General features: G+C 57.7%; 22 protein-coding genes and 3 tRNA genes. 20 read left to right on the forward strand and 5 right to left on the reverse strand.

Annotated elements, in window-relative coordinates; all coding sequences use genetic code 11:
* The first annotated feature begins 246 nt into the window (after window positions 1-246).
* Complete coding sequence (locus tag Q1A89_RS17100) at window positions 247-777, forward strand: hypothetical protein (protein WP_299731092.1); 531 nt, start codon at window positions 247-249, stop codon at window positions 775-777.
* 853 nt (window positions 778-1,630) lie between these two features.
* Here Q1A89_RS17100 and Q1A89_RS17105 read toward each other — a convergent pair.
* Window positions 1,631-2,545, reverse strand: a complete 915-nt coding sequence (locus Q1A89_RS17105; protein ID WP_299731095.1) for an AraC family transcriptional regulator — start codon at window positions 2,543-2,545, stop codon at window positions 1,631-1,633.
* A 176-nt stretch (window positions 2,546-2,721) separates the two neighbouring features.
* Between Q1A89_RS17105 and Q1A89_RS17110 the strand changes: the two genes are divergently transcribed.
* Both Q1A89_RS17110 and Q1A89_RS17115 read left to right on the forward strand, forming a co-directional pair.
* A complete protein-coding gene (locus Q1A89_RS17110) occupies window positions 2,722-3,696 on the forward strand; it encodes an MBL fold metallo-hydrolase (protein ID WP_299731098.1) in 975 nt (324 codons plus the stop codon).
* 18 nt (window positions 3,697-3,714) lie between these two features.
* The gene (locus Q1A89_RS17115; protein WP_299731101.1) at window positions 3,715-4,131 is read left to right on the forward strand and encodes a hypothetical protein; all 417 of its coding nucleotides are present in this window, start codon (window positions 3,715-3,717) and stop codon (window positions 4,129-4,131) included.
* A 4-nt stretch (window positions 4,132-4,135) separates the two neighbouring features.
* Here Q1A89_RS17115 and Q1A89_RS17120 read toward each other — a convergent pair whose 3' ends face one another.
* Entirely contained in the window at window positions 4,136-5,020 is an 885-nt protein-coding gene (locus Q1A89_RS17120) for a LysR family transcriptional regulator (RefSeq protein WP_299731104.1), read from the reverse strand.
* A gap of 97 nt (window positions 5,021-5,117) precedes the next feature.
* Between Q1A89_RS17120 and Q1A89_RS17125 the strand changes: the two genes are divergently transcribed.
* The 8 genes from Q1A89_RS17125 (at window position 5,118) to Q1A89_RS17160 (ending at window position 13,339) form a co-directional block, all read left to right on the forward strand.
* Window positions 5,118-5,915 (forward strand): SDR family NAD(P)-dependent oxidoreductase, encoded by a 798-nt coding sequence (locus Q1A89_RS17125; protein WP_299731107.1) that lies wholly within the window; start codon window positions 5,118-5,120, stop codon window positions 5,913-5,915.
* 10 nt (window positions 5,916-5,925) lie between these two features.
* Window positions 5,926-6,327, forward strand: coding sequence for a hypothetical protein (locus tag Q1A89_RS17130; RefSeq protein ID WP_299731110.1), 402 nt, complete (start codon window positions 5,926-5,928; stop codon window positions 6,325-6,327).
* An 11-nt stretch (window positions 6,328-6,338) separates the two neighbouring features.
* Window positions 6,339-6,959, forward strand: a complete 621-nt coding sequence (locus tag Q1A89_RS17135) for an SRPBCC family protein (protein WP_299731112.1) — start codon at window positions 6,339-6,341, stop codon at window positions 6,957-6,959.
* Window positions 6,960-7,664: 705 nt separating this feature from the next.
* Complete coding sequence (gene tgt / locus Q1A89_RS17140) at window positions 7,665-8,792, forward strand: tRNA guanosine(34) transglycosylase Tgt (RefSeq protein WP_299731115.1); 1,128 nt, start codon at window positions 7,665-7,667, stop codon at window positions 8,790-8,792.
* A 129-nt stretch (window positions 8,793-8,921) separates the two neighbouring features.
* Entirely contained in the window at window positions 8,922-9,611 is a 690-nt protein-coding gene (locus Q1A89_RS17145) for a hypothetical protein (protein ID WP_299731118.1), read from the forward strand.
* Window positions 9,612-10,110: 499 nt separating this feature from the next.
* Entirely contained in the window at window positions 10,111-12,522 is a 2,412-nt protein-coding gene (gene lon / locus Q1A89_RS17150; protein ID WP_299731121.1) for an endopeptidase La, read from the forward strand.
* A 225-nt stretch (window positions 12,523-12,747) separates the two neighbouring features.
* The gene (locus Q1A89_RS17155) at window positions 12,748-13,203 is read left to right on the forward strand and encodes an HU family DNA-binding protein (protein WP_299731124.1); all 456 of its coding nucleotides are present in this window, start codon (window positions 12,748-12,750) and stop codon (window positions 13,201-13,203) included.
* Between the two features lie 61 nt (window positions 13,204-13,264).
* Window positions 13,265-13,339: transfer RNA gene (locus Q1A89_RS17160), tRNA-Val, on the forward strand.
* Window positions 13,340-13,513: 174 nt separating this feature from the next.
* On the opposite strand, the gene Q1A89_RS17165 is transcribed toward Q1A89_RS17160, so the two are convergent.
* Window positions 13,514-13,801 (reverse strand): YciI family protein, encoded by a 288-nt coding sequence (locus Q1A89_RS17165; RefSeq protein WP_299731127.1) that lies wholly within the window; start codon window positions 13,799-13,801, stop codon window positions 13,514-13,516.
* Window positions 13,802-13,890: 89 nt separating this feature from the next.
* Between Q1A89_RS17165 and Q1A89_RS17170 the strand changes: the two genes are divergently transcribed.
* From Q1A89_RS17170 to Q1A89_RS17200, 7 genes are all read left to right on the forward strand, one after another.
* On the forward strand, window positions 13,891-14,691 hold the full coding sequence (locus Q1A89_RS17170; RefSeq protein ID WP_299731130.1) for a LysR family transcriptional regulator: 801 nt from the start codon (window positions 13,891-13,893) through the stop codon (window positions 14,689-14,691).
* Window positions 14,692-14,700: 9 nt separating this feature from the next.
* Window positions 14,701-15,282 carry a histidine phosphatase family protein gene (locus tag Q1A89_RS17175; RefSeq protein WP_299731133.1) on the forward strand — a complete coding sequence of 194 codons (582 nt, stop codon included), beginning with the start codon at window positions 14,701-14,703 and terminating at the stop codon, window positions 15,280-15,282.
* Between the two features lie 36 nt (window positions 15,283-15,318).
* A tRNA-Val gene (locus Q1A89_RS17180) sits at window positions 15,319-15,394 on the forward strand.
* A gap of 325 nt (window positions 15,395-15,719) precedes the next feature.
* Window positions 15,720-16,427: a LuxR family transcriptional regulator gene (locus tag Q1A89_RS17185; RefSeq protein WP_299731136.1), complete on the forward strand. Its 708-nt coding sequence runs from the start codon at window positions 15,720-15,722 to the stop codon at window positions 16,425-16,427.
* 93 nt (window positions 16,428-16,520) lie between these two features.
* Entirely contained in the window at window positions 16,521-16,781 is a 261-nt protein-coding gene (locus Q1A89_RS17190) for a hypothetical protein (protein ID WP_299731139.1), read from the forward strand.
* 77 nt (window positions 16,782-16,858) lie between these two features.
* Window positions 16,859-17,797, forward strand: a complete 939-nt coding sequence (locus tag Q1A89_RS17195; RefSeq protein ID WP_299731141.1) for a pirin family protein — start codon at window positions 16,859-16,861, stop codon at window positions 17,795-17,797.
* Between the two features lie 129 nt (window positions 17,798-17,926).
* Window positions 17,927-18,003 (forward strand) — tRNA-Asp (locus Q1A89_RS17200).
* Between the two features lie 130 nt (window positions 18,004-18,133).
* Here the strand turns inward: Q1A89_RS17200 and Q1A89_RS17205 are convergent.
* Window positions 18,134-18,991 carry an alpha/beta hydrolase gene (locus Q1A89_RS17205; RefSeq protein ID WP_299731143.1) on the reverse strand — a complete coding sequence of 286 codons (858 nt, stop codon included), beginning with the start codon at window positions 18,989-18,991 and terminating at the stop codon, window positions 18,134-18,136.
* Between the two features lie 282 nt (window positions 18,992-19,273).
* Window positions 19,274-20,644: a M20/M25/M40 family metallo-hydrolase gene (locus tag Q1A89_RS17210; protein ID WP_299731146.1), complete on the reverse strand. Its 1,371-nt coding sequence runs from the start codon at window positions 20,642-20,644 to the stop codon at window positions 19,274-19,276.
* 242 nt (window positions 20,645-20,886) lie between these two features.
* Here Q1A89_RS17210 and hemA point away from each other — a divergent pair, with 242 nt between their 5' ends.
* Together hemA and Q1A89_RS17220 are read left to right on the forward strand one after the other, a co-directional pair.
* Window positions 20,887-22,110 (forward strand): 5-aminolevulinate synthase, encoded by a 1,224-nt coding sequence (gene hemA / locus Q1A89_RS17215; protein ID WP_299731149.1) that lies wholly within the window; start codon window positions 20,887-20,889, stop codon window positions 22,108-22,110.
* A gap of 111 nt (window positions 22,111-22,221) precedes the next feature.
* A complete protein-coding gene (locus Q1A89_RS17220) occupies window positions 22,222-23,430 on the forward strand; it encodes a helix-turn-helix domain-containing protein (protein ID WP_299731153.1) in 1,209 nt (402 codons plus the stop codon).
* The last annotated feature ends 2 nt before the right edge of the window (window positions 23,431-23,432 follow it).

A 23,432-nucleotide genomic window follows, 5' to 3' on the forward strand; every position in this document is an offset into this window, starting at 1 on the left:
TTGAGCTGGCTTTCGATCTTGGCGACAAAAACTATTCCCATTGCGACGCGTATGGACACATAGCGCTAGAGGTTCAGGACACAAGGTCGCGCTAATGGCCGCTATCGGGAAACTGCCCTAAACAGAGAGACGCTAGGACAGCTGTCCCAACTTTCGAAATGGTGAAGTTTTGTGATTTGTTTTTCATTGTCACTATCGCTTCTGCCTTTGATTCAGAGCACTTCGCTTTCGAGGACACTCACACCGATGCCCATAGTTTTTACTAGAACCGCAACCAGTTTAGCTCTTGAGAAATTCGCCTACTTAGCCGTAGCCATTGTCGTCGATATTGCCTTTTTATCAGTCTTTTGGATCGTGGAATTGTCGCCCATGATCGTCAAGGCTGCCTCAGCTATGGCGGTGTTGATTGCTCTCTTCATTTCCATCAAGCTCTTGAAAGAGGCGCTGGCCATCCTCAAGGATGGGCGCAAATGGCAAGTTGAGATCACAGATGATCAGCTATCATGGTTTTCCCCTCTTCCAGATCAGATGGAACCATTTGAGGTAAAGCTGAGAGATATTGCGTCAGTTCAGAAGAAAATAATCCAATACAAGAACTCCAAAAGGTCACCCAAGACTACGTTCCACATAGAATTCACCGACGGGCGAATACAGGAAATCAATCCTCAGTTATGCGGAATCCATCCCGCCAAGGTGTTCAGTGCTCTCGAGGGCAAGGGTATAAAGTACGTCTCCGGTACAGAAAGACGCGGTTCGAATTCTATGATTAGAACTTAGGACATGCTTCTTTTTAAACAAAGCAATGATTGCCCGAATCCAAACGAAAGACCGCAAAGTCCCGCGCACCGGCCAAAACGCATCGCTCGATGAACGTCCTGTCTGGTCAGGAATCAATGACGGGTGGGTCAATATTGCTTGGTGTCCCATGTTATCAAATTGTTTGAGCGTCTTTTCGATAGAACGGGCATTCGCATAAACGGGGATGTCCTGTTTGGCCAGTCGTCTTGTTGAAGCGGTGGATGAGAAAGTAGGCTCAACGTTCTAAATACCCGCTGCACGCGCAATCATATTCATCAGGACCAAACGAGACGGACTGATCTCACCCAGTTGTAGGATCAAAGCTCGCGTAAAGACGGTCATATCTTCAACGCGCAATGGAATAGGCTTCTACATCTTGGCGTTCTTGCAAGGGGCTTAACTTACTATCCGGCACCAGCCGGAATCTACACCAAATGCATCGCGAAAGCCCTCATTTGCCATACCCACCAGTTTTGAACATTGTGTGAGCAAATGAATTCTTAGCAAAAGACCCTGACACGCAAGATATCTTCATTTACCCGATCACATATTCCGCGTTCCTTTTGCCTATATAGCCAGCCGCGGGGTGAGTATCCTTGCGGTCATAAGCACTTCAAAGAGCGTCAACCGGTCTTCAGGTGTGGACGTAGTAAGGGGAGTTCCGACAGCATCGTTTACTTGTGCTAGCTGAAGTCCGCTTTCGAGTTGAGCCCAAAAATATCATTAAACATCGGGTCTCGAGTCGACATTTGGCGACTTTAGCTTTCCATCTGGCGTTGTCCTGAAGAGAGCAATCCATACAGAAAACGGCACCAATGTAAGACGAACGGCTCTAGGCCTGGTTTCGTATTTTCGAAGGCGGCACACCGAATTGACGTTTGAAGGCGCGAGAAAACGCGGCATCGGATCCGTATCCAACTCGGCTGCATATTTCTGATGTCGTCAAATCTGTTCTTCGCAATAGATTTCGCGCTTTCAGTAACCTCCAGCCAGCTAGATATTCCGCTGGTGGAATTCCCATCGCGGCGCGAAACTGAACGGCGAACGACGTGCGGGACATACCAGCGGTTCGAGCTAAGACATTGAGTGTCAGATCGGCCTCGGGAGCATCGTGAATTTGATGTAGGGCTCTGGACAGCCGGGCATCATCGATTACTGCGAGAACTCCTTCGTTTGGATTATTCTCGACAAGCCAATGGCGCAAGAACGAAACGAAGAGCACTTCTCCCATGCGATCAGCAATCGCTGAACTACCAGGCCTCATATCCTTGCTCTCCGAACCAATGAGATCAACAATCGCTCTAATGCGGGAGGCATCTTTGCCCGAAAACACGTCTCGGATAATCATAACTTCTGGAAGCTCTTGGAACAGTGGGTGTTCAAAAGAGATGTCCCACTCGAAGTGACCGCACATCATCCGCGTTGCGCTGGTTTCTTGCGGCCCATAATCCTCATCGAGCAGTCGCTGCATAACTTCAGGACCGGGTTCCGCAGGCGTATCCAATGCGTCCAACATTTGGTGCTGTGCCCCGCTAGGCAAGAGAACAGCATCACCGGCTTGTAGTGAAATCTGTCTATCACCGACTTTCAGCACGCAAGATCCGTCCAAAACCATATGCAAAGGACCGTTCGCGACGGCGGGAATGTCCATGCCCCAGGGAGCTGCCATGTCACGAATAAAGTAAATACAGGCCCTTAGATGAACCAGCCTTAAGACTTCACTCAAGGCGTCTTCTGGCTTTGCCAAATCGCAGCTCCCCGCTCACTAGCTGTCTACAATGCGCGCATCGAACATAGTGATAAGACGAGTGGAAACCAAGTCAGTTTGAACGTAGAGACAAATTTCCTGAATATATGGTCATTCAAAGTTCGAAATCATTGGCGCATTCTCACCTAAATTTTCATCATTGTTCGGAGATTTAGATGCCCACTCTATCCAAGATATCGCGCCGCGGACTAATCGGAGCTGTCCCGGCTTTGGGAGCGACAGCATATTTGAGCGGCGCAGCTTCAGTGCAGGCGGATCCGATGCGGTCACCGTCATTACGCGCCATTCATCGCTTCAATATCGGCACAATTAAGGTGGCGATCATTGATGATGCGCGGTTCACCTTTCCGGCTCCAATGTTCGCTGCGAACCATCCCGACGGCACAGTTGAGCCGTTCTTTGAGAAATATGGTCTGCCTGCTGAGACTGTCAGCTTGCACATGCAAGTCACCTATATCGAAACGGGGTCGCATAAGGTCTTGCTGGATACTGGCATGGGGGACATTACTTTTCCAGGAAACGAGCCGGACAACGGCCGCCTGCTGTCAGGGCTAGAGGCAATCGCAGTGTCACCTGAAGATATTACGGATGTAATCCTCAGCCACGGCCACCCTGATCATATTGGGTCTTGCAGCAGGAACGGCGAACCGATGTTTAAGAACGCACACTATCATTTGCCGCCGAACGAGTTGGAGTTTTGGACGCAAAAGCCCGGTGATGAACAGAGCTTCATGAACATGATGCTGTCGGTTGGGGTGGCGCAACTTGAACCAATTCGATCTTTGATCCAACCATACGCCACGGACGAGGAGATCGTGCCCGGGATCACAGCAATTTCAGCTCCCGGACATACGTTAGGGCATCACGCGTTTTTACTACATGACGGGGATGACAAGCTTTTGCATCTGATGGACGCAGCCGTGCATTACCTTGTTGGCCCAGAAGAGCCCGACTGGGCCTTGGCGGTTGAGATGGACCAAACGGCAGCAGCCGATACGCGCCGGAAATTGTTCAAGCAAGCCTCGGAAGAAAACCTGATGGTTGCGGGTTACCATTTCCCGTTTCCCGGTATCGGCAAGATCATCCCGCAACAACACGCATGGCGCTTCGTTCCCATGCAGACGTCATAACAGGGAAGGTCTCAGACCATGCAAAAGAAAATAGTTTTTGTACTTACACTAATGCTAACAGGCAGGGCCATGACCCTCGCCTTTATTCATCGCGCGGGCGATGGCGGACTTGGTGACCCACCTCTGGCTTGGCTAATGCCATTGATCGGAGACAGCATCGTTGGTCTTTCTGGGTTGATCGTCGCATATCTGATCTGGACCCGAAGTGGATTGGCTGTTTGGACGCTAGTTGTCGTGTGGAACGCCATTGCAATTTGGGATGCGATGTCCGCCTATATCATCCACCTGACCGTTCCATGGCCAGAGTTTTTTATGGTGCAAGTATTTGGATCCTCGATGTTCTTTATGGCCTCAGCGATGCATCTGATCATTCTGGCGTTGGTCTTACGCGATCCGTTTAGGTCAGAGTTTATCGCAGAAGATGCGGGTCTGTAACGCCTTAGTCCGGCGGGTCAAGACGATCTGAAATCTGTTGCAAACCATCGATCAAGACACGCTTTACCAAGGCAATGCGCTTGCTATGTCTGGTGTCCGTATTTGCCAGAACCCAAAGCGGCGTTCTAAGAGTGCATGGAAGGCCGCCAATCAAGCGCAGCTGGTTGGACATATCCCCAATGATCCTTGGTATCATTGCGACCCCCAGACCGTTCTCGGACAAAGCCGCCTTTTCGGCGAACCCGTAGACGTAATGGCACGTGGACTTTGAGTGAAATACTCCAACGGCCCAGTCGGGATATCCACCAGATGGATCGGATGTCAAAAGAGGAACTCGCGGCTGGGTCTTGCTTGCGAGCTCCGTCTCAATCGTTGGGTGAAACTGCTTCCCGCAGTAAAATCCCCACCTATTAAATCCTACCTGTTTGCCGATTAAGTCCTGGTCCGGAGCTTGGGTGAACCGGATCGCGATATCGGCTTTTCGGGCGGAGACATCCGTCAGACTGTCCTCTGTTTGGAATATCAAACTCGTCTCTGGAACAATTTCAGAAATGGACGTCAAAGTCTGCGCCAAGATTGAAACAACTGTTCCTGTCGGCGCTGAAATTCTGACAGATCCACCCAACCCAGAACTATAGGCATCAGCCAAACGCAGGGCCTCTGCGTGTTTTAATTCCATTTCTTCTGCCTCAGATGCAATCTGCGCACAAATGGGCGTGGGTCTCCAGGTTACGCCAGATCTATCAACCAACACGATATCAAGCGTAGTCTCGATCTCAGATATTCGTCGAGAGACTGTTGCGTGGCTAACATTCAGGGTTGCTGCTGCTGCCGTCGCGTTCCCGCTGCGGTAAACAGCCAAAACGAATTTCAAATCATCCCAAGTCATTCATGCTTGTACAATTTCGTACAACGGCGGTCAAATAATGTCTGTTTTCGTACGGAAGATCAGCCCCAATATTTGATTCTAAGCGAAGGGAGCTATGATGAAAGACATCGAAAAATATGGCGAGTGGGTTGTCGTAACAGGTGCTTCGTCGGGCATCGGGCGAGAGTTCGCAAAGGAGCTTGCTGCAAAGGGCAAAAAGATTGTGCTGGTTGCTCGAACGGAAGCAAATTTACAGCAAATGCTCGAACAAGATCTGGACGCATCGCATAGGATCGTGGTTGCAGATTTGTGTACGGCAACGGGATTGAAGGCTCTGACACAGGCCACGAAAGAGTTGGATGTCGGTCTTGTCGTCCATTCCGCAGGTCTTGCACACGCAGGAGCCTTTCTGAACGGCACGTCCAAGACCGACACTAACCTTCAAGCCATACATATGAGCGCCTCGGTCGAAATCGCACGCGTTTTTGGCAGGCGTTTTGTCAATCGCGGAAGTGGCGGGTTGATCTTCGTTTCATCAGGGTTTGGCTTTGCACCCATTCCCTACGCCGCCGTCTATGGCGCATCCAAAGCCTTTGTCATCAGTTTCGGCGAAGCGTTGGCTGTCGAATTACGTTCGAAAAACGTAGACGTCCTAACCGTCATTCCAGGGGCCACCAAAACAAACATGGCCGAGAAGCTTGCAGAGCAGATCGACATGTCCAAAGTCCCCATGCCGCATGGCGATCCGCGGGCGGTCGCACGCGCTGGTTTGGCAGCTTTGGGCCATAAGGACAGCGTCGTTCCGGGGGCCATGAACAAGGTCATGGCCCTCATGATGGGATTGATGTCGCGTCGAATGGCTAAGGGGCAGTTCGGCAAGCTCTTAAAATCCGCACTCATAATTCAACCCGAATAAGGATGCACACATGCTAGGAATGATGAAAGAGACCAGCAAGTTGCCGATACATGTTAAAGCATGGATGGGCGTAATGGTCATAACTTTTGGTGTTCATGCCTTCTTTTTGGACAGCCAAATACATCTCGTCAGTTTTGCCACGTTCTTTGTTACACTGGCGATATTTGCTCCGATTTCATTTTCCATGACAAAGAATGTCAGCTCAATCGCTGCCTCTCATTTCGTCGCTTGGCCAATCGTTTTGGCAAGCGGGATCGTGCAACTCTATGCTCAAGGCATGCCAGAGTCGGTGACCAGCGCAGACCTTGTTCTCTTTGCTGGCTATGCGGTGTTTTTCATCTCGTTGGTCCTCGACTACCGCATCATCTTGAATGAACTGCGCATTTCCGCCCGCTCTCAAAACCAATCCTAGGAGTATTTGCAATGAAACAGATCATAGCAATTTCAGTAGCCGTTACGCTCGTGTTTTCGAACCCAACATTTGCTGACATTCAACGGTTCTCGCAGAATCCGTCGTTGCAGGAACAAGGCAATCTGATTCAAATGTCGATTGAAATTGATGCCTCAATATCAGACGTTTGGAAGCTCGTTGGGGAAGAATTCGAAAACTCAAAAGTCTTTAATGTAGAAGCTGCATCAACCTACTTTTTTGAAGACGGCGGTCCTCGGGTTGGAAGTCGCCGAAGGACTGTTGGAACAGACGGCACGTTCATTGATGTGCAAATCTTCCAGTTCTCGCGGCAAAACCATACAGTATCATGGGAAATCATAGACACCGATTTGGCACCGATTTCTTTCGGATTTAGTGAATATAGGTTGAAGAGCCTAGGACCTGAAAAAACGCGTTTGACCCAAGTATCAGGCTTCCAGATGGAAAATGGCTTGATGAATGCCGGAATGCGTCTTCGGTTCCCTACCATCCTGAAGACCGAGCTGGTGGGAATAAAAGAGTTCCTAGAAACTGGGCGTCAAATCACTGCGTCAACAGCTCGCAAGGTACGTAATGCGCACAAAAGGAGAATTGCAGTTTCAAAAAACTGGTAGCGGCGTTTTCTGAATGAACGCCATCTGGCCAACACCAGTACAAATAAAGACAGTTTCGGATGCCAATACTGCGCAATCGCGAACTCTAGAAAAGCGGCATTGGCACCTCTAGGGATCGGGTCGATGGGCGGCCGACTGGTGTGCTTGACAAAGTCCGCGTTGCGCTGCGGGTCCGGCCCCATGCCGGTGACTTACGGGGACCGTTTGTGCCAAGGGAGGCATGTGCCGGCTTCCGCGCCCAAGCTTGCTGTATTCATCAGTTCCGCAAAATCAGTCGGAGGGCGAATTCACAATTTGTCCGCGACTTGATCCTTGCTCGCCTGATTTGTGCTGCGGCAGGAATGAATGTCCTGTTTCGCCGCCGCACGGCAGCGTCCGTAACCGAGTACTTGCAGCGATTTTCATGCCGCGTGCGCGCGCAGCGAAGAAATTGAATTTACAGTTTGGGCTCAAAGCTGCCCTTAGCCGCGATCGCGCGGCTCTTGAGGTCTTCTCGCCTCGCATATTATCGCGACCCGATACCGCCCACTTCATGGAAGTTGGCGGAGTTTGGCATCCACACTTTCCTAAGAAACGGTAAATCCGCCTCTGTAACCCATTGATTTTACGTCGCCGCAAGCCCGTCCCAGCGTGGGACAGCCCGAACCGCTTGGCACGGGGCGGGCGGGACGCTAAGAGGGCCTTCTTTCAAGGCGGTGGGGCGATATGGCTGGCTTTTCCTTTGATCTGCAGGGCACCGACGGGCGCGCGCGGACCGGTGTGATCTCGACCCCGCGCGGCGACATCCGCACGCCTGCTTTCATGCCCGTCGGCACCGCCGCCACGGTCAAGGCCATGCTGCCCGGATCGGTCCGCGAGACCGGCGCCGACATTCTGCTCGGCAACACCTACCACCTCATGCTGCGCCCCACCGCCGAGCGGATCGCGGCCCTCGGCGGGCTCCACACATTCATGAACTGGGACCGTCCGATCCTGACGGATTCAGGCGGCTTTCAGGTGATGAGCCTATCCGATCTTCGCAAGCTCACCGAAGAGGGCGTGACCTTCAAATCCCATATTGACGGGTCCAAACACACGCTCAGCCCGGAACGCTCGATGGAGATCCAGCGCCTGCTGGGCTCGGATATCGTGATGTGTTTTGACGAGTGCCCCGCACTGCCCGCCGACCGGACCCGGATCGCGCAAAGCATGGAACTGTCCATGCGGTGGGCGGCCCGCAGCCGCGTCGCTTTCGGCGACCGGCCCGGCCACGCGCTGTTCGGCATCCAGCAGGGTGGGCTCGAAGAAGACCTGCGCGGCCAAAGCGCCGAGGCCCTGTGCGAGATCGGGTTCGAGGGATATGCTGTGGGCGGTCTCGCCGTGGGTGAGGGGCAGGAGGCGATGTTTGGCTGCCTTGACTACGCGCCCGAACAACTGCCTACTGACAAGCCGCGTTACCTGATGGGCGTGGGCAAGCCCGATGACATCGTCGGCGCCGTTGCGCGCGGCATCGACATGATGGATTGCGTGCTGCCCTCGCGTTCGGGGCGGACCGGGCAGGTCTTTACCCGTCACGGCGTGCTCAACATCAAGAACGCTCGCCACCAGAACGATCCGCGGCCGCTGGACGAGGCCTGCACCTGTCCGGCCTGCCGCGGCTATTCCCGCGCCTACCTGCATCACGTGTTCCGCAGCCAGGAGATCATCTCGTCGATGCTGCTGACCTGGCACAATCTGCACTATTATCAGGATCTGATGGCCGGGATGCGGACGGCAATTGCGGCGGGCAGCTTCGTCGATTGGCAGACCGCGTTCCATACGGGGCGCGAGATGGGCGACATCGACCCGCTCTGAGACGCGCGGCGTGGTCGATCCGGCCTCAACCCTTTATTTACCATTATCGCGAATGGTCCTTGGCACAGGCAGGCGCGGCACATGCCGCACATCCCTGCCAATCTGGCGGCCCAAAGGACCCTTCGCATCATGGCACTTGTTAAATATTTCGTCCTTTGCGCCGCTTTCGCCCTCGGGCTGGCTGGCTCTGCGGTCGCGACCACTTTCATTGATGGTCAGGACCAAAGCGTGCGCGGCACCGGGGGCGACCCCAATCCGATCACTTTCACGATGACGCCGGCCGATTATGATTGGATGGGGCGCGACAGGGGCGTTTTTCTTGCTCAAATTGTTTGGGAAGATGGGGCCAAGGCGCCTCAGAGCCCTGCGGCATTCACGAATGTGGTGGGGCGCATCCGCCCTGCGGGGTGGACTCTGGACAGTCGCGGTTTCATCCAAACGGCGTTCGAGGCTGTTTCGGGCGACACTGAGGTCGATCTGACCTTTGTGGTGGACACACCCTTTGGCGGCGGTCAGGTGTATCGCCTGACTGTGCAAGGCAAGGGCACCTTCAGGATCGACTTTGCAAATGAGATTGTCCGCGCCGCTGGCGGTTTTTCTGGCATCGGTGGTGGGCAGACCCCGGTGCCCTACAGCGTGCCACTGCCTGCCAGTCTGCCGATGTTGCTTGTGGGACTGGGCGCGCTTGCACTCTTGTCACGTGGACAGACACATGCCGGACATGGCCCGTTCAGCCGCCCAAGAGCCATTTTTGCCCGTGTTTGGCCGCGTCCGACTGTGCATACACGCTTTTTATTGCCCAAACGGCAGCGAAGGTAAGGAATACCCCCATCGCAGTTTGATCCACACATCCCTACCTTGTGTGTAGTCACCTGACTGGGGAGGGCCCGCCATGCCATTGGTTCTGTTTTCTGCGATCTGGTTTTTCGCATCGTTGCTGGCGGTCCTAACCCTGGTGTGACCGGCTTAAGGACAGGGCCGTCGTCCCCCGCGGCCCTGACTTGAGTCGCCGGCATGTCACCCGATATGCCTCGCTGCGTTGTGAACGCACCTGTCGTTATGGGCGCGTTAACCGCTTTTTAAGTATTTTGACCCACATTTGGCGTAATCGCAGGCCTGACACCCTATAGAGAGTGGTGTTTTTATGTGCACAATGCCCCGCATCCCATTGCGCCCGAGGTTCTGTCAGGTCACACTGGCCCTTGAAACCGGGCACTTGAAGCCACAGATCAAGCAGTCCTGACACGAAATAGGAGACGCATTGAGGTTGCCGCCTTGCGGGGCCCCGCCGTCTTGCCACTCAAAAGGAATGAAACGCATGCAAGAGCCACTCAACGCCTCTTACCCTGTGCTGCCGCTGCGCGATATCGTGGTCTTCCCGCACATGATTGTGCCCCTCTTTGTGGGCCGCGACAAATCGGTGCGCGCGCTCGAAGAGGTGATGGCCGATGACAAGCAGATCCTGCTGTCCAGCCAGATCGACCCCTCCATCGACGATCCCGAATCTGATGGCATCTACAAGGCGGGCGTGCTGGCCAACGTGCTGCAACTGCTGAAACTGCCCGACGGCACCGTCAAGGTGCTGGTCGAAGGGCAGGCGCGCGTGCGCATCACCGAATACCTTGAAAACGACAGCTTTTTCGAGGCCCGTGCCGAATACCTGACCGAAATGCCGGGCGACATGGCCACAACCGAGGCGCTGTTGCGCTCGGTTGCCGAGGAATTCGAGCGTTATTCCAAGGTTAAAAAGAACATCCCCGAAGAGGCGTTGTCTGCGGTCGGTGAGACCACCGAACCGGCCAAATTGGCCGATCTGGTGGCGGGTCATCTGGGCATCGAGGTCGACCAGAAACAGGACCTGCTTGAAACGCTGTCGATCAGCGAACGGCTGGAAAAGGTTTATGGCCTGATGCAGGGCGAATTGTCCGTTCTGCAGGTCGAGAAAAAGATCAAGACGCGCGTCAAAAGCCAGATGGAGCGGACGCAGCGCGAATATTATCTGAACGAACAGATGAAGGCGATCCAGAACGAGCTGGGCGATGGCGAGGACGGCAAGAACGAAGTTGCTGAACTTGAGGAAAAAATCGCGGAAACCAAGCTGAGCAAGGAAGCCCGTGAAAAGGCTGATGCGGAGCTGAAAAAGCTCAAGAACATGTCGCCGATGAGCGCTGAGGCGACCGTTGTGCGCAACTATCTCGACTGGATGCTGTCGATCCCGTGGGGCGTGAAATCCCGCGTGAAAAAGGACCTCGATCGTGCCGAGAAGATCCTCGACGACGACCACTATGGTCTTGAAAAGGTGAAGGAACGCATCGTCGAATACCTCGCGGTGCAACAGCGTTCGAAAAAGATGAAGGGCCCGATCATGTGTCTGGTCGGCCCTCCCGGCGTGGGCAAAACCTCGCTTGGCAAATCCGTGGCCAAGGCAACGGGGCGCGAGTTCATTCGCATCTCGCTTGGTGGTGTGCGTGACGAGAGCGAAATTCGCGGTCACCGCCGCACCTATATCGGCTCGATGCCCGGCAAGATCATCCAGGCGCTGAAAAAGGCCAAGACGACAAACCCGCTGATCCTGCTCGATGAGATCGACAAGATGGGGCAGGATTTCCGTGGTGACCCGGCCAGCGCCATGCTGGAAGTGCTTGATCCGGAACAGAATTCGACCTTTGTCGATCACTATCTTGAGGTGGAATATGACCTCTCCAACGTGATGTTCCTGACCACGTCCAACAGCTACAACATGCCCGGACCCTTGCTCGACCGGATGGAGATCATTCCGCTGGCGGGCTATACCGAGGACGAAAAAAGCGAGATCGCGAAACAACACCTCATCGCCAAGCAGGTGAAAAACCACGGGCTGAAGTCCAAGGAATTTCAATTGACCGACGCGGCGTTGAGCGACATCATCCGCTATTACACCCGCGAGGCGGGGGTGCGAAATCTTGAGCGTGAGATCGCCAAGGTGGCGCGTAAATCGCTGACCAAGATCATCAAGAAAGAGGTTGAAGAAGTTGTTGTAACTTCCGAGAACCTCTCGGATTTCCTTGGGGTACGCAAGCATCGCTATGGTTTGGCCGAACAGGATGATCAGATCGGTGTTGTGACGGGCCTTGCCTGGACCTCCGTGGGCGGCGACCTGCTGCATATCGAGGCGCTGAAACTGCCCGGAAAAGGGCGGATGAAGACCACGGGCAAGCTGGGCGACGTGATGAAGGAATCCATCGACGCCGCAGCCAGCTTTGTCCGCTCGATCAGCCCTGAAATCGGTGTGAAACCCACGCAGTTCGACAAGATCGATATCCACGTGCACGTCCCCGACGGCGCCACGCCCAAGGACGGCCCAAGTGCCGGTCTGGCCATGGTGACCTCGATCGTGTCTGTGCTGACCGGCATTCCCGTACGGCGCGACATCGCCATGACCGGCGAGGTCAGCCTGCGCGGCAACGCGATGCCCATCGGCGGCCTGAAGGAAAAGCTGCTTGCGGCCTTGCGCGGCGGCATCAAGACAGTGCTGATCCCGCAGGAAAACGAAAAGGACCTTGCCGAGATCCCGGACAATGTCAAAGAAGGGTTGGATATCATCCCTGTCACGCACGTGCGCGATGTGCTGAGCCGTGCGCTTGTGTCGGTGCCTGAATCCATCGAATGGGATGAAGCCGCCGAAGAGGCTGCAGCCGCCGCGGCCGCCGCCGCCGCAACTGGCAGTGGGGCAGGCGCAACAGCCCACTAGTTTGTAGACCTGAACAGCAAGCGCCCCGGAGTGTTCTCCGGGGCGCTTTGCGTTTCTGCGCCTTTGGCCCCGGTCGGCGGTTTCCGAGCCTCACACCATCGGGACTGTCGCATTTCAGCACGTATGACGGCTTTTGGCCGCGCATTCTCTGTCCGAGCCCGGCAAAGCCGTGGATTTTTAACCGAAAATTCGGTAAGTGGGGGCCATAGAAAAATAAAGAGGCACATGATGGCAACTGATCCCGGCAAGACGCGCAAAACCAAGACACCGGCCACTGGCCGCAAATCCACAACCCCCAAGGTCAAGGCTAAGGTCGCGCCGAAACCCGAACCGGCAGCCCCCGCCACAGTCGTGGAATCGGCCAAGCCTGTCGTGCTGGGCCCGATGATGCGCAAGCCGGAGCTGATCAACGCAGTTGTCGCCAAGTCGGGGATGAAGAAAAAAGACGTCAAACCGATTGTCGAGGCGACATTGGCTGTGCTTGGCGCGGCCTTGCAGGACAGTCGCGAGCTAAACCTCGAACCGCTCGGCAAGGTCAAAGTGAACCGTGAAAAGAAAAAGCCCAGCGGCAAGGTGATGATCGCGCGCATTCGCCAGTCTCAGGATCTGCCCAGCGAAGAGGCCAAGCCCGACCCCAAGGACATGGGCGCCCCTGCAGCGTCACCGACGGCTGCGGAATGACGTTTTCGGGCGCTGTCCCTCTTGCCAGCGCCCGCGGACCCGGCTAAGACGCGCGGGCTTTGGGTGATTAGCTCAGTGGTAGAGCGCTTCGTTCACATCGAAGATGTCAGGAGTTCAAATCTCTTATCACCCACCAAAGCCTTACTGTGCCACTGCTGTGAAATGTTGTGATCGGCGGATAGCCTGACCGACGCCCGCCGCCGTTGGCGGCAGTCTGGATCAGGAGTTCAATTCTCTTATCACCCACCAAAGCGCTCCGGAATCGATACTGTGAAACTATGCGTTGTGCATCGGGCGCAACCGTACCCATCTACGAGATCTGCCCATCCGCAAAAACGTGATGCCAGCGCAAAACCTGCACCGAGGCGCGCAAACCCGTTGGCCAAAACGGGTCGGCATGCACAAGGTGCCAGGCGGCGTCCGCGTCTTCGACATCCACAATCCACGCGCCACCCGCGCCGGCGTCTCTGTCAAAAAGCGGACCCGCCGCGCGGATGGCTGCGGCATTGCGGGTCAGAAAGGCAAGGTGGTCGGGCATCTTTTCGCCTCGGATGTGATCATGTCCGGGGGCATCCTGAAACAGAATAAGGTAGGGCATCGCGGCCTCCTGATTTTCATATGTGCCCCATGACTACCTGTGCAACACTGCAGGAAGAATGGACATGATTGCCGGGATAGGTTGCAAAAATGCGGGACGCACATTGGGATGATCTGCGGGTGTTTCAGGTGGTCGCCGACACGGGCAGCTTTGCCGGGGCGGCCAAGGCCTTGGGCCAGCACGAGACCACAGTCGCGCGCCGGATACGGCGGTTGGAGCGGCAGGTGAGTCATGTGCTGTGGCGCGGACAAAACGGCGGCGTGACCGATGAGGGGGCCGTTTTATTAAACCATGTCAGGACGATGACAGATGCAGCACAGCAGGCGGACGCAGCGCTGAGCCCGTCGCAAGGCCCGCGCGGACATGTGCGGCTGACGGTTGTGCCCTGGCTGGTCGAGGCGGCAATCCTGCCGCTTTGGGCGCAGTGGCGCGGCGAGGCGCCGGACCTGTCACTCTCCGTTCTGGGGCGCCATGACAGCCTCAGCCTGATGCACGGTCAGGCCGACATCGCGCTGCGCTTTGCCCGGCCCGAGGCACATGGGGATGTGGTGATCCGCAAACTGTGCGATGTGCCCTTCGTGCTGGCCGGGCATGGGCCGGACTGGGTGGGTTACGTGCCCGAAATGGCCCATCTGCCTCAGGCCGGGTGGGGGCCGGACTCACCAAACCTGCGCCTCTCGGATCAGTCGGGGGTCACCGCGGCGGTGCATGCGGGTCTCGGGCAGGCCTGGCTGCCGCGCTGTGTTGCCGGAGATCTTGCGCAACCGGGCTGTGCCCCCAGATCGCGCCCTCTGTGGGTGCTGACCCATCCACGCACCCGCAAGAATGCAAGCGTTGTGGCCATCGTATCGGGCCTTTTGCCGCTTGTGGTGCGCCACCTGTGCTCGTAAGCCGGGGCCATGAGATATCCTGACCTTTTGATCCTGCGCCACGGCGAAACCGAATGGAATCTGGCCGGACGGATGCAAGGCGAGATGGACAGCCCCCTGACCGCCAAGGGTCGCGCGCAGGCAGATGCCCAGGGGCGCCTGTTGACCGAATTCGGCGTGGACGATTGGGCGCTGTGGTCCAGCCCGCAGGGCCGTGCACGTGCAACCGCTCAGATCGCCTTGGGCGCGCGCGCGGACGAGGCCCGGCACGATGCGCGCCTGACAGAGATCACAATGGGTGCTTGGACCGGAAAAGAACGCCGCGAGATCGCCGCCACCGTCCCGCATATGTTTGAAACCGAAGCGGATATGTCCTGGTACGATCATGCGCCGGGGGGCGAGGGGATCATGTCACTTTACACCCGGACCGGTGCGTTTCTGGCGGATCTGACGGGCCCTGCCGTGATCGTCACCCACGGCATCACGTCGCGCATGTTGCGCTGTCATGCGCTGGGGCTGGAGCCCGGGGCCTTTGATACTTTGCCAGGCGGGCAGGGCGTCGTGTACCACCTTTCGCAAGGCGTGCAGACCTGCCTGTCCGAAGGGGCTTGAAGCCGGATGTCGCCTTGGGCTAAGAGACGCGCAGGCGGGTCGTTAGCTCAGTTGGTAGAGCGCTTCGTTTACACCGAAGATGTCGGGAGTTCGAGCCTCTCACGACCCACCATAGCCTGACCGTTGTACCCTCCCTTGATGTCGCGCGCAGCGGATGGCCCCGACCGACGCGCATCGCCTGCGGCGCTACGCTGGGTCTGGAGTTCGAGCCTCTCACAACCCACCATAGCCTGACCGTTGTACCCTCCCTTGATGTCGCGCGCAGCGGTTGGCCCGACCGACGCGCGCCGCCTGCGGCGTCACTCTGGGCGGGGAGTTCGAGCCTCTCACGATCCTTTTCGTCCACAGTCAGTTGTCCGCAGCGCGGAAACGCCCGCCTATTTCTTTGAACGCCACGGCACTCCCGTGCTAGTTGAGGCGACGGGTTGGGGGACCATATGACCTTTTCCATGCTGGGCGACATTCAGGATCAGACCGACAGCGCCGCCCTCTGGCGGCTGGTTTTGGACTATTTCCACGATCACGGCGTCGAAAAGATCAGCTATCACCACTTTTCCACCGATCTGCGCACAGACCAATCGGTGACGATCAACACCGACGGGTTTTCAAGGGAATGGGTGTGTCAGTACATCGAACGCAAGCTGTATCTGGTTGATCCCATTACCGAATTGGCCCAAAGCGCCACGCGTCCGTTCCGCTGGTCCGACATCGAAAACCTGATGCGTCTGACGCCCGAGCAAAAGGAATACCTGTGCCAGATGCATGATGCCGGTGTTGGCGACGGGCTGGCCTATCAGGTCTTTGGGCCGGGTCTGCGCAACGGATATGTCGGCCTCGGAACCGGCAAGAGCCACGAACTGCCCTTGCCCCTCGTGCTCGACTTTCAGCTGGTCGCTCAGGCCGGGCATCTGCGCTATTGCGAGTTGAACCCGCATGGCGTTCCGGCAGCGCGCCTGTCGCCACGTGAACGCGAGATCCTGCGCTGGATGGCCCGCGGCGAATCCAACAAGGGTATTGCCAATCGGCTCGAATTGTCTCCGCACACTGTCGACACACTGGTGCGCCGGATATTTGACAAGCTGGGCGTGGCGGATCGAACCACTGCCGCCATAAGGGGCATGGGGGCCGGGTTGATCGTGCCCTAGGCGGGGCCTATGTGGCGTATGCACGTGACATGACAGTGGTGCTGGGCGCGCGCTAGGTCGGCCGGGTTGTTAACCATTGAGAGACGATTTTCCATGTCACCGAATTCTCCGGCCCGAGACGCCTTTCTCGAGGGGCGCATCCAATCCGTCATCGATCACCTGAACGATATGCCGCTCGATGTGCGGACCCCGGCGGCGCTCGCCACGGCGGCGGAGGTTCTGGAATATGCGGCCTATGAGCTGGCCCAAACCGATCGTCCCCGCCATGTCGCTCGGTTGATCCTGCTGGCGGCTGATCTGGAACGCACGGCGGCCGAATTGCGCCGCCGCGTGCGTGGGGATGAGGACGCCTAAAAGACCGCGTGGCGCGCTTGATTTGAGGCTGGTCCCGGTTAGGTTGAACCAGATGGAACCAAACCCGGAGGCCCGAGATGAGCTGGAACCCTGCCCTTGATCCCGATTGCCCCAAGGGCGACGCGGTCGACGCCATAGACACCGTCATCGTGCCCCGTGCCCGCGATCTGGGAGGGTTCGAGGTGCGCCGTGCCTTGCCCGCACCCAAGCGGCAGATGGTTGGTCCGTTCATCTTTTTCGACCAGATGGGCCCTGCGGAATTTGTGACCGGCACCGGCATTGATGTCCGACCCCATCCCCATATCGGGCTTGCTACGGTAACCTATCTTTACAAGGGCAAGATCCATCACCGGGACAGTCTGGGCACGGATCAGTGGATTGAACCGGGGGCGGTGAACTGGATGGTGGCAGGCCACGGCATCACCCATTCCGAGCGCACGGATGGTGAGATTCGCGACCGCCCCCATGATCTGTTTGGCATCCAGACCTGGGTCGCCTTGCCCAAGGATGCCGAGGACGATCCGGCGGATTTTCAGCACGCGGCCCGCGCTGATCTGCCCTTTCTCGAAGGCGAGGGCAAAGAGGTGCGCCTGATTCTGGGTGATGCCTGGGGCGAACGTGCGCCGGTGCAGACCTTTTCCGAGATGTTCTATGCGGATGCGGTACTGGAGGCGGGGGCCGCGATCCCGTTGCCGGACAATCACGAAGATCGCGGCATCTACGTGGTGGACGGGTCGATCACTGTCGCCGGTGAACCCTACACCGCGGGTCAGATGATGGTCTTTCGTCCCGGAGACGCGATGTCGGTCACTGCCGGAGAGGGCGGTGCGCGCCTGATGATGCTGGGTGGGGCCACGCTGGAAGGCTCGCGCCATATCTGGTGGAATTTCGTCGCCTCATCGCGCGAGCGCATTGATGCTGCCAAAGAGGCCTGGCGCGCCGGGGACTGGGCGCATGGGCGGTTCAAATTGCCCCCGGGGGATGAGGATGAATTCATTCCACTGCCGGATCACTAGGCCCGAGCCTGCACCGTTCATGCCCGGTTGCAGGGGCGTGAGCAAAGCAAAGTTGTGAATTTGCACATTTGGCGAAAAACCCCGCTTGACGAGGGCGGGCCGGGGCCATAATACGCCAGAACGCAGCGGGCGGTTGTAGCTCAGTTGGTTAGAGTACCGGCCTGTCACGCCGGGGGTCGCGGGTTCGAGCCCCGTCAACCGCGCCACTGCTGCGACAAAAGCCGCTCCCGATTTTCGGGGGCGGCTTTTTCTTTTGTGGCGCGTCGGGTTGGGCAGGCGTAAAAAACGAGGCGTTTTCCGTGCCGGTTTCCGATTTCGGAAACCGCCTCCATCGGATCAGGCGGTCAGTTCGGTCAAAAAGCTGAGCAAGGCCGCGCTGGTTTCCTGCGGATGTGTGTCGGGAAAGAAGTGACCGCCGGGAAGTGCCACGCTTTGCATATTCGAGAGCCGATTGGCCCAGGTGTCTGGCACATCATAGGCCTGTCCCATAACCCCATCCGCGCCATAAAGAACAAGGGTCGGCACATCCACCTGCCGCTCCAGATCCTGCGCGTCGAGTGCGAAATCCACATCAATGGCCGCGCGGTAATCGTTGCACATGGACCGGATGCAATCCGGCTCACGCCAGGCCTTTCGATAGGCATTCAGTGCGGGTTCTGCGAATCCATCCATACGGCCGCCCCAACCGGCCAGACAGGTTTCGAAATAGGTGTCAGGGTCATAGCCGATGAGGGTTTCGGGAATCGGTTCAGGTTGGGCCAGAAAGAACCAGTGATAATAGGCGCGTGCGACCTGTTGGCTCAGATCGTCAAGCAAGAGATGCGTGGGCACGATGTCCATAAGGGTGAGCGACAGCACTGAATCTGCATGATCCAGCGCCAGCCGGTGCGCGGTCCGTCCTCCGCGATCGTGGCCGACCAGATGGAACTGCTCAAACCCAAGGGCTTGCATCAGCGCCACCTGATCGGCGGCCATGGCACGAAAGCTCATATCTTCCATGCGGGCCGGTTTGGTGCTGTCGCCATAGCCGCGCAGGTCGGCTGTGATCACGGTAAAGTCGCGCGCGAGGACCGGGGCAATGGCGTGCCACATGGCGCGGGTTTGGGGAAAGCCATGCAGCAACAGGACCGGTGGGCCGGTACCGGATTTCTCATAGGCGATGGTGATGCCGTCGGGTGTGGTGAACTGGGTCATGAAGCGCCTTGTGGTTGAGGCAGGCTGGGGGCCAGCCCCCAGACCCCCGGGATTTTTTTGAATCAGAGAAGGGGGACGGTTGGCTTGGGTCGGGTGTCCTTGGGTATTTGACGTGAGACCGGCGCGCGCGCATGAGTTCTTACGTGAGTGCTGCCAGAAACCGGGCCCAACTGCGGATGCCTTTGTGAGTGCGCGCCGTCCTGGAAACACTCCGGGGGAGTGTTTCAGGCACGCACGGGCGCAGCCCTCGTAGAGTTTTCGCGGTGCAAGGCATGTGTTTACTCATGTCAGCGCCGCAAGAATGCGGGCCCAACTGCGGATGCCTTTGTGAAAACTCTCCAGATCGTATTTCTCGTTCGGTGAGTGTATCTGGTCGTCGTCCTTGCCAAAGCCGACCAGCATGGGCGTCGTGCCAAGGATGTTCTGGAAGTGCCCCGCAATCGGGATCGAGCCGCCGCAGCCCACATAGGCCGCCGGGATGTTCCATTCATCGCTGAGCGCGTGCCGTGCCTTTTCAAAGGCCGGATCGGTGGTTTCGGTGATCGATGCATGGCCCGCACCGTGGCCGTGAAATTCGACTTTGCAATCGGCGGGCAGGGCGTCCTCGATCATCTTGCGAAAGCTGGCTCGGATCGCCAGCGGGTCCTGCTCGCCGACGAGGCGAAAGCTGACCTTGGCCTGTGCCTTGCTTGGCAGCACGGTTTTGAACCCAGCGCCGGTATAGCCGCCCCAGATGCCGTTGATCTCGCAAGTTGGGCGCGACCAGATCATCTCGATCGGGGTGCGGTCCACTTCGCCCGCGGGCACCGACAGGTCCACATCGCCCAGGAATGTGCCATGATCAAAGGCCAGACCCTGCCATTGCTGGCGGATTGCGTCCGGTAGCTCAGGCACGCCGTCATAGAACCCGGGCACGGTGATGCGCCCGGAATCGTCGTGCAGACTGGAGAGAATTCGCGTCAGCACCCGGATCGGGTTCATCGCGATGCCGCCATACATGCCGGAATGCAGGTCCTTGTCGGGGGCGGTGATGGTGATTTCCTCACCCAGCAGCCCGCGCAGCATGGTGACGATGGCGGGCACACGGGATTCGAACAGGCCGGTGTCGCAGATCAGGGCGAGGTCGGATTTCAGCTCCGCTGCATTTTGCTCCATGAAGGGCACCAGCGAGGGCGAGCCGGATTCCTCTTCTCCCTCGAAGAAGAAGGTGATGCGGCAGGGCAGAGTACCATGCTCGGCCTTCCAGGCGCGACAGGCCTCGACAAAGGTCATGAGCTGCCCCTTGTCATCCGAACTGCCCCGCCCGCGGATGACCTGGCCTGCATCGGTGTCCTGCACTTCGGGATCGAACGGGTCGCGGTCCCACAAGTCCAGCGGATCGACGGGTTGCACATCGTAGTGGCCATAAAACAGCAGGTGGGGGCCGTCGCCCTCCACATGGCCGACCACCATCGGATGGCCGGGGGTGGGGCGCTTTTCCGCAGCGACCCCAAGGCTTTGCAGGTCAGCGACCAGCCAGTCGGCGGCGCTGTCGCAGTCCGCCTTGAACGCCGGATCGGTCGAGATGGAGGGGATGCGCAGCAGATCGAGCAGACGCTCGGTGGCCTGGGGCAGGTCGGCATCGATGCGGGCGAGGACGGCGTCGAGGGTCATGGCGGCTCCTGTTGGATGGGTCGGCCCGAGAGTAGCCGGGCGGGCCGCAGTGTCCAGAGGGCCGATTTGATTTGGGTCAATGCCCGGTCACTTCACGCCATGTCAGAAGGGTCAGGATTTGCCGACCTGCGACATGACGCCCTTTTGATTAGCATTGAAGGTGCATTTCGCAGTCTATATTCGTTCTAAAACCAGCGCGCATTGCGCGTTTCGATCTGACAAAGACCAAGATGGAGCCACGTGTGGATTACGCAGCCAAATTGGACGACTCCCTGCAACGCCTGCATGACGAAGGGCGCTACCGCACGTTCATCGATATCGAACGCCAAAAGGGTCAGTTTCCCCATGCTGTGTGGACGCGCCCGGATGGCAGCCGCGCGCCGATCACCGTGTGGTGCGGAAATGACTATCTTGGTATGGGGCAGAACCCGATTGTGCTGAAAGCGATGCACGAGGCGATTGATGCCACAGGCGCCGGATCTGGCGGCACACGCAACATTTCCGGCACCACCGTCTATCACAAGCGCCTTGAGGCCGAACTGGCCGATCTGCATGCCAAAGAGGCGGCCCTGCTGTTCACCAGCGCCTATATCGCCAATGATGCGACATTAAGTACGCTGCCCAAGCTCTTTCCCGGCCTCATTATTTACTCCGATGCGCTCAACCACGCCTCGATGATCGAAGGGGTGCGCCGCAATGGTGGTGCCAAGCGTGTGTTCCGTCACAATGACGTCGAACACCTGCGCGCATTGCTGGAGGCGGATGATCCAAACGCGCCAAAATTGATCGCCTTTGAGTCGATTTATTCGATGGACGGAGATTTTGGCCCCATTGCCGAGATTTGCGATCTTGCCGATGAATTCGGTGCGCTGACGTATATCGACGAGGTCCACGCGGTGGGTATGTACGGGCCTCGTGGGGCGGGTGTTGCTGAACGCGACGGCCTGATGGACCGCATCGACATCATCAATGGCACGCTGGCCAAGGCCTATGGCGTAATGGGCGGCTACATCGCGGCATCTGCAAAAATGTGTGATGCGATAAGGTCTTACGCACCGGGCTTCATCTTTACCACGTCGCTGCCACCGGCCGTTGCGGCAGGGGCTGCGGCCTCGGTCAGATTTTTGAAGACCGCAGAAAATCTGCGCGCGGATCAACAGGCGCAGGCCAAGGCGCTGAAACTGCGTCTCAAGGGATTGGGCTTGCCAATTATCGATCATGGCAGCCATATTGTTCCGGTGATGGTCGGCAATCCGGTCCATACCAAGCTGTTGAGTGATATGTTGTTGGACGAACACGGAATTTACGTTCAGCCGATCAACTATCCGACCGTACCACGCGGCACCGAACGGCTGCGATTCACCCCCTCACCGGTGCATGGACCCGAAGAGATGGACGCCCTCGTACAGGCGATGGATAAACTCTGGTCGCATTGTGCGCTGAATCGCGCCGAGAGTGCCGGATAGTTTAACTATATTCGCAATTACCGTTGCCTTGTGATACACTCTGTTAAACAACAGCCGTGAGACGAATCGAGTGGGACAGATTCGTTAAACACGACACCATGGGGCAGCGGCATGATCGGGCGGAAATCCGTCATTACTGAGAACACAGAAGAGGCAAAGCCAAAGGGCTTTGACGACTTCGAGCTGCGCCTCGGCGATATCATGCGCGGCGAACGCGCCACCATGGGCAAGTCCTTGCTGGATGTGCAACGCGAGCTGCGCATCAAGGCGAGCTATATTGCCGCCATCGAATCCTGTGACCCCGACGCCTTTGACACGCCCGGCTTTATTGCCGGTTACGTGCGGTCCTATGCGCGCTACTTGAACATGGATCCGGACCGCGCCTTTGCAGGTTTCTGCGAGGAAAGCGGGTTTTCCGTCGCGCACGGCATGTCCAAAGAGGCCTCTGTCGTCAAGAAATCCGGCCGCGAAGAGCGCATGAGCCGCCGCCCCGCAGGCGACATATTCTCCGCACCCGCGACACCTTTCGTGCCCGCAGGCGAGGCCATGTGGTCGCGTATTGAACCGCGCGCCATCGGGTCGACCTTTGTCCTGCTCGCCCTCATCGGCGGTCTGGGCTTTGGTGGCTACGCGATCCTGCAGGAAGTGCAGCGCGTGCAGGTGGCTCCGGTGGATCAGACGCCCGTGGTTCTGTCTGACCTTGACCCATTGAATGGCGCAGCACCGGTCGAAAGCGTATTGGGCCCGGATATTGAAACACCGCGCGCCGATGTGCTGGACCGTCTTTATCGCCCGCAAGCGCTGGATGTGCCGGTTCTGGTGGCGCGTGATGCGCCCATCGCAACACTGGACACCCGCGACCTTGGTACTTTTGCCGATCCACAACCCCAGCGCCCGCAAATTGCCGGTGCTGTCGATACCAGCCCGTTTGGCGGCCCGTCCGGCCCATCCGTGCCACAAGTGGTCGAGGCAGCCGCGCCTGCGCTGACCATGGTTGCCGTGCGCCCGTCCTGGGTGCGCGTGCGCGCCGCCGATGGCACTGTGATCTACGAAGCGACCATGCAGGCAGGCGACACGTGGGAAGCGCCCCTGACAGAAGAACCGCCCACCTTGCGCACCGGCGAAAGCGGGGCGATCTATTTCGCGATGAACGACAAGTTCTATGGCCCCGTTGGCGCCACAGGCTCGGTCACATCCAACCTGCCGCTTGAAATCGCAGGCCTGCAGGAAACCTACCTGCCGGTCGAAGTCTCGACCGACGAGGGCCTCGTGCGCTATGCCGAGGCGCAGGCCGCCGCGGTCTCTCAACCCACCGAATAAGC

The sequence above is a fragment of the uncultured Tateyamaria sp. genome, assembly GCF_947503045.1.
Taxonomy (GTDB): Bacteria; Pseudomonadota; Alphaproteobacteria; order Rhodobacterales; family Rhodobacteraceae; genus Tateyamaria.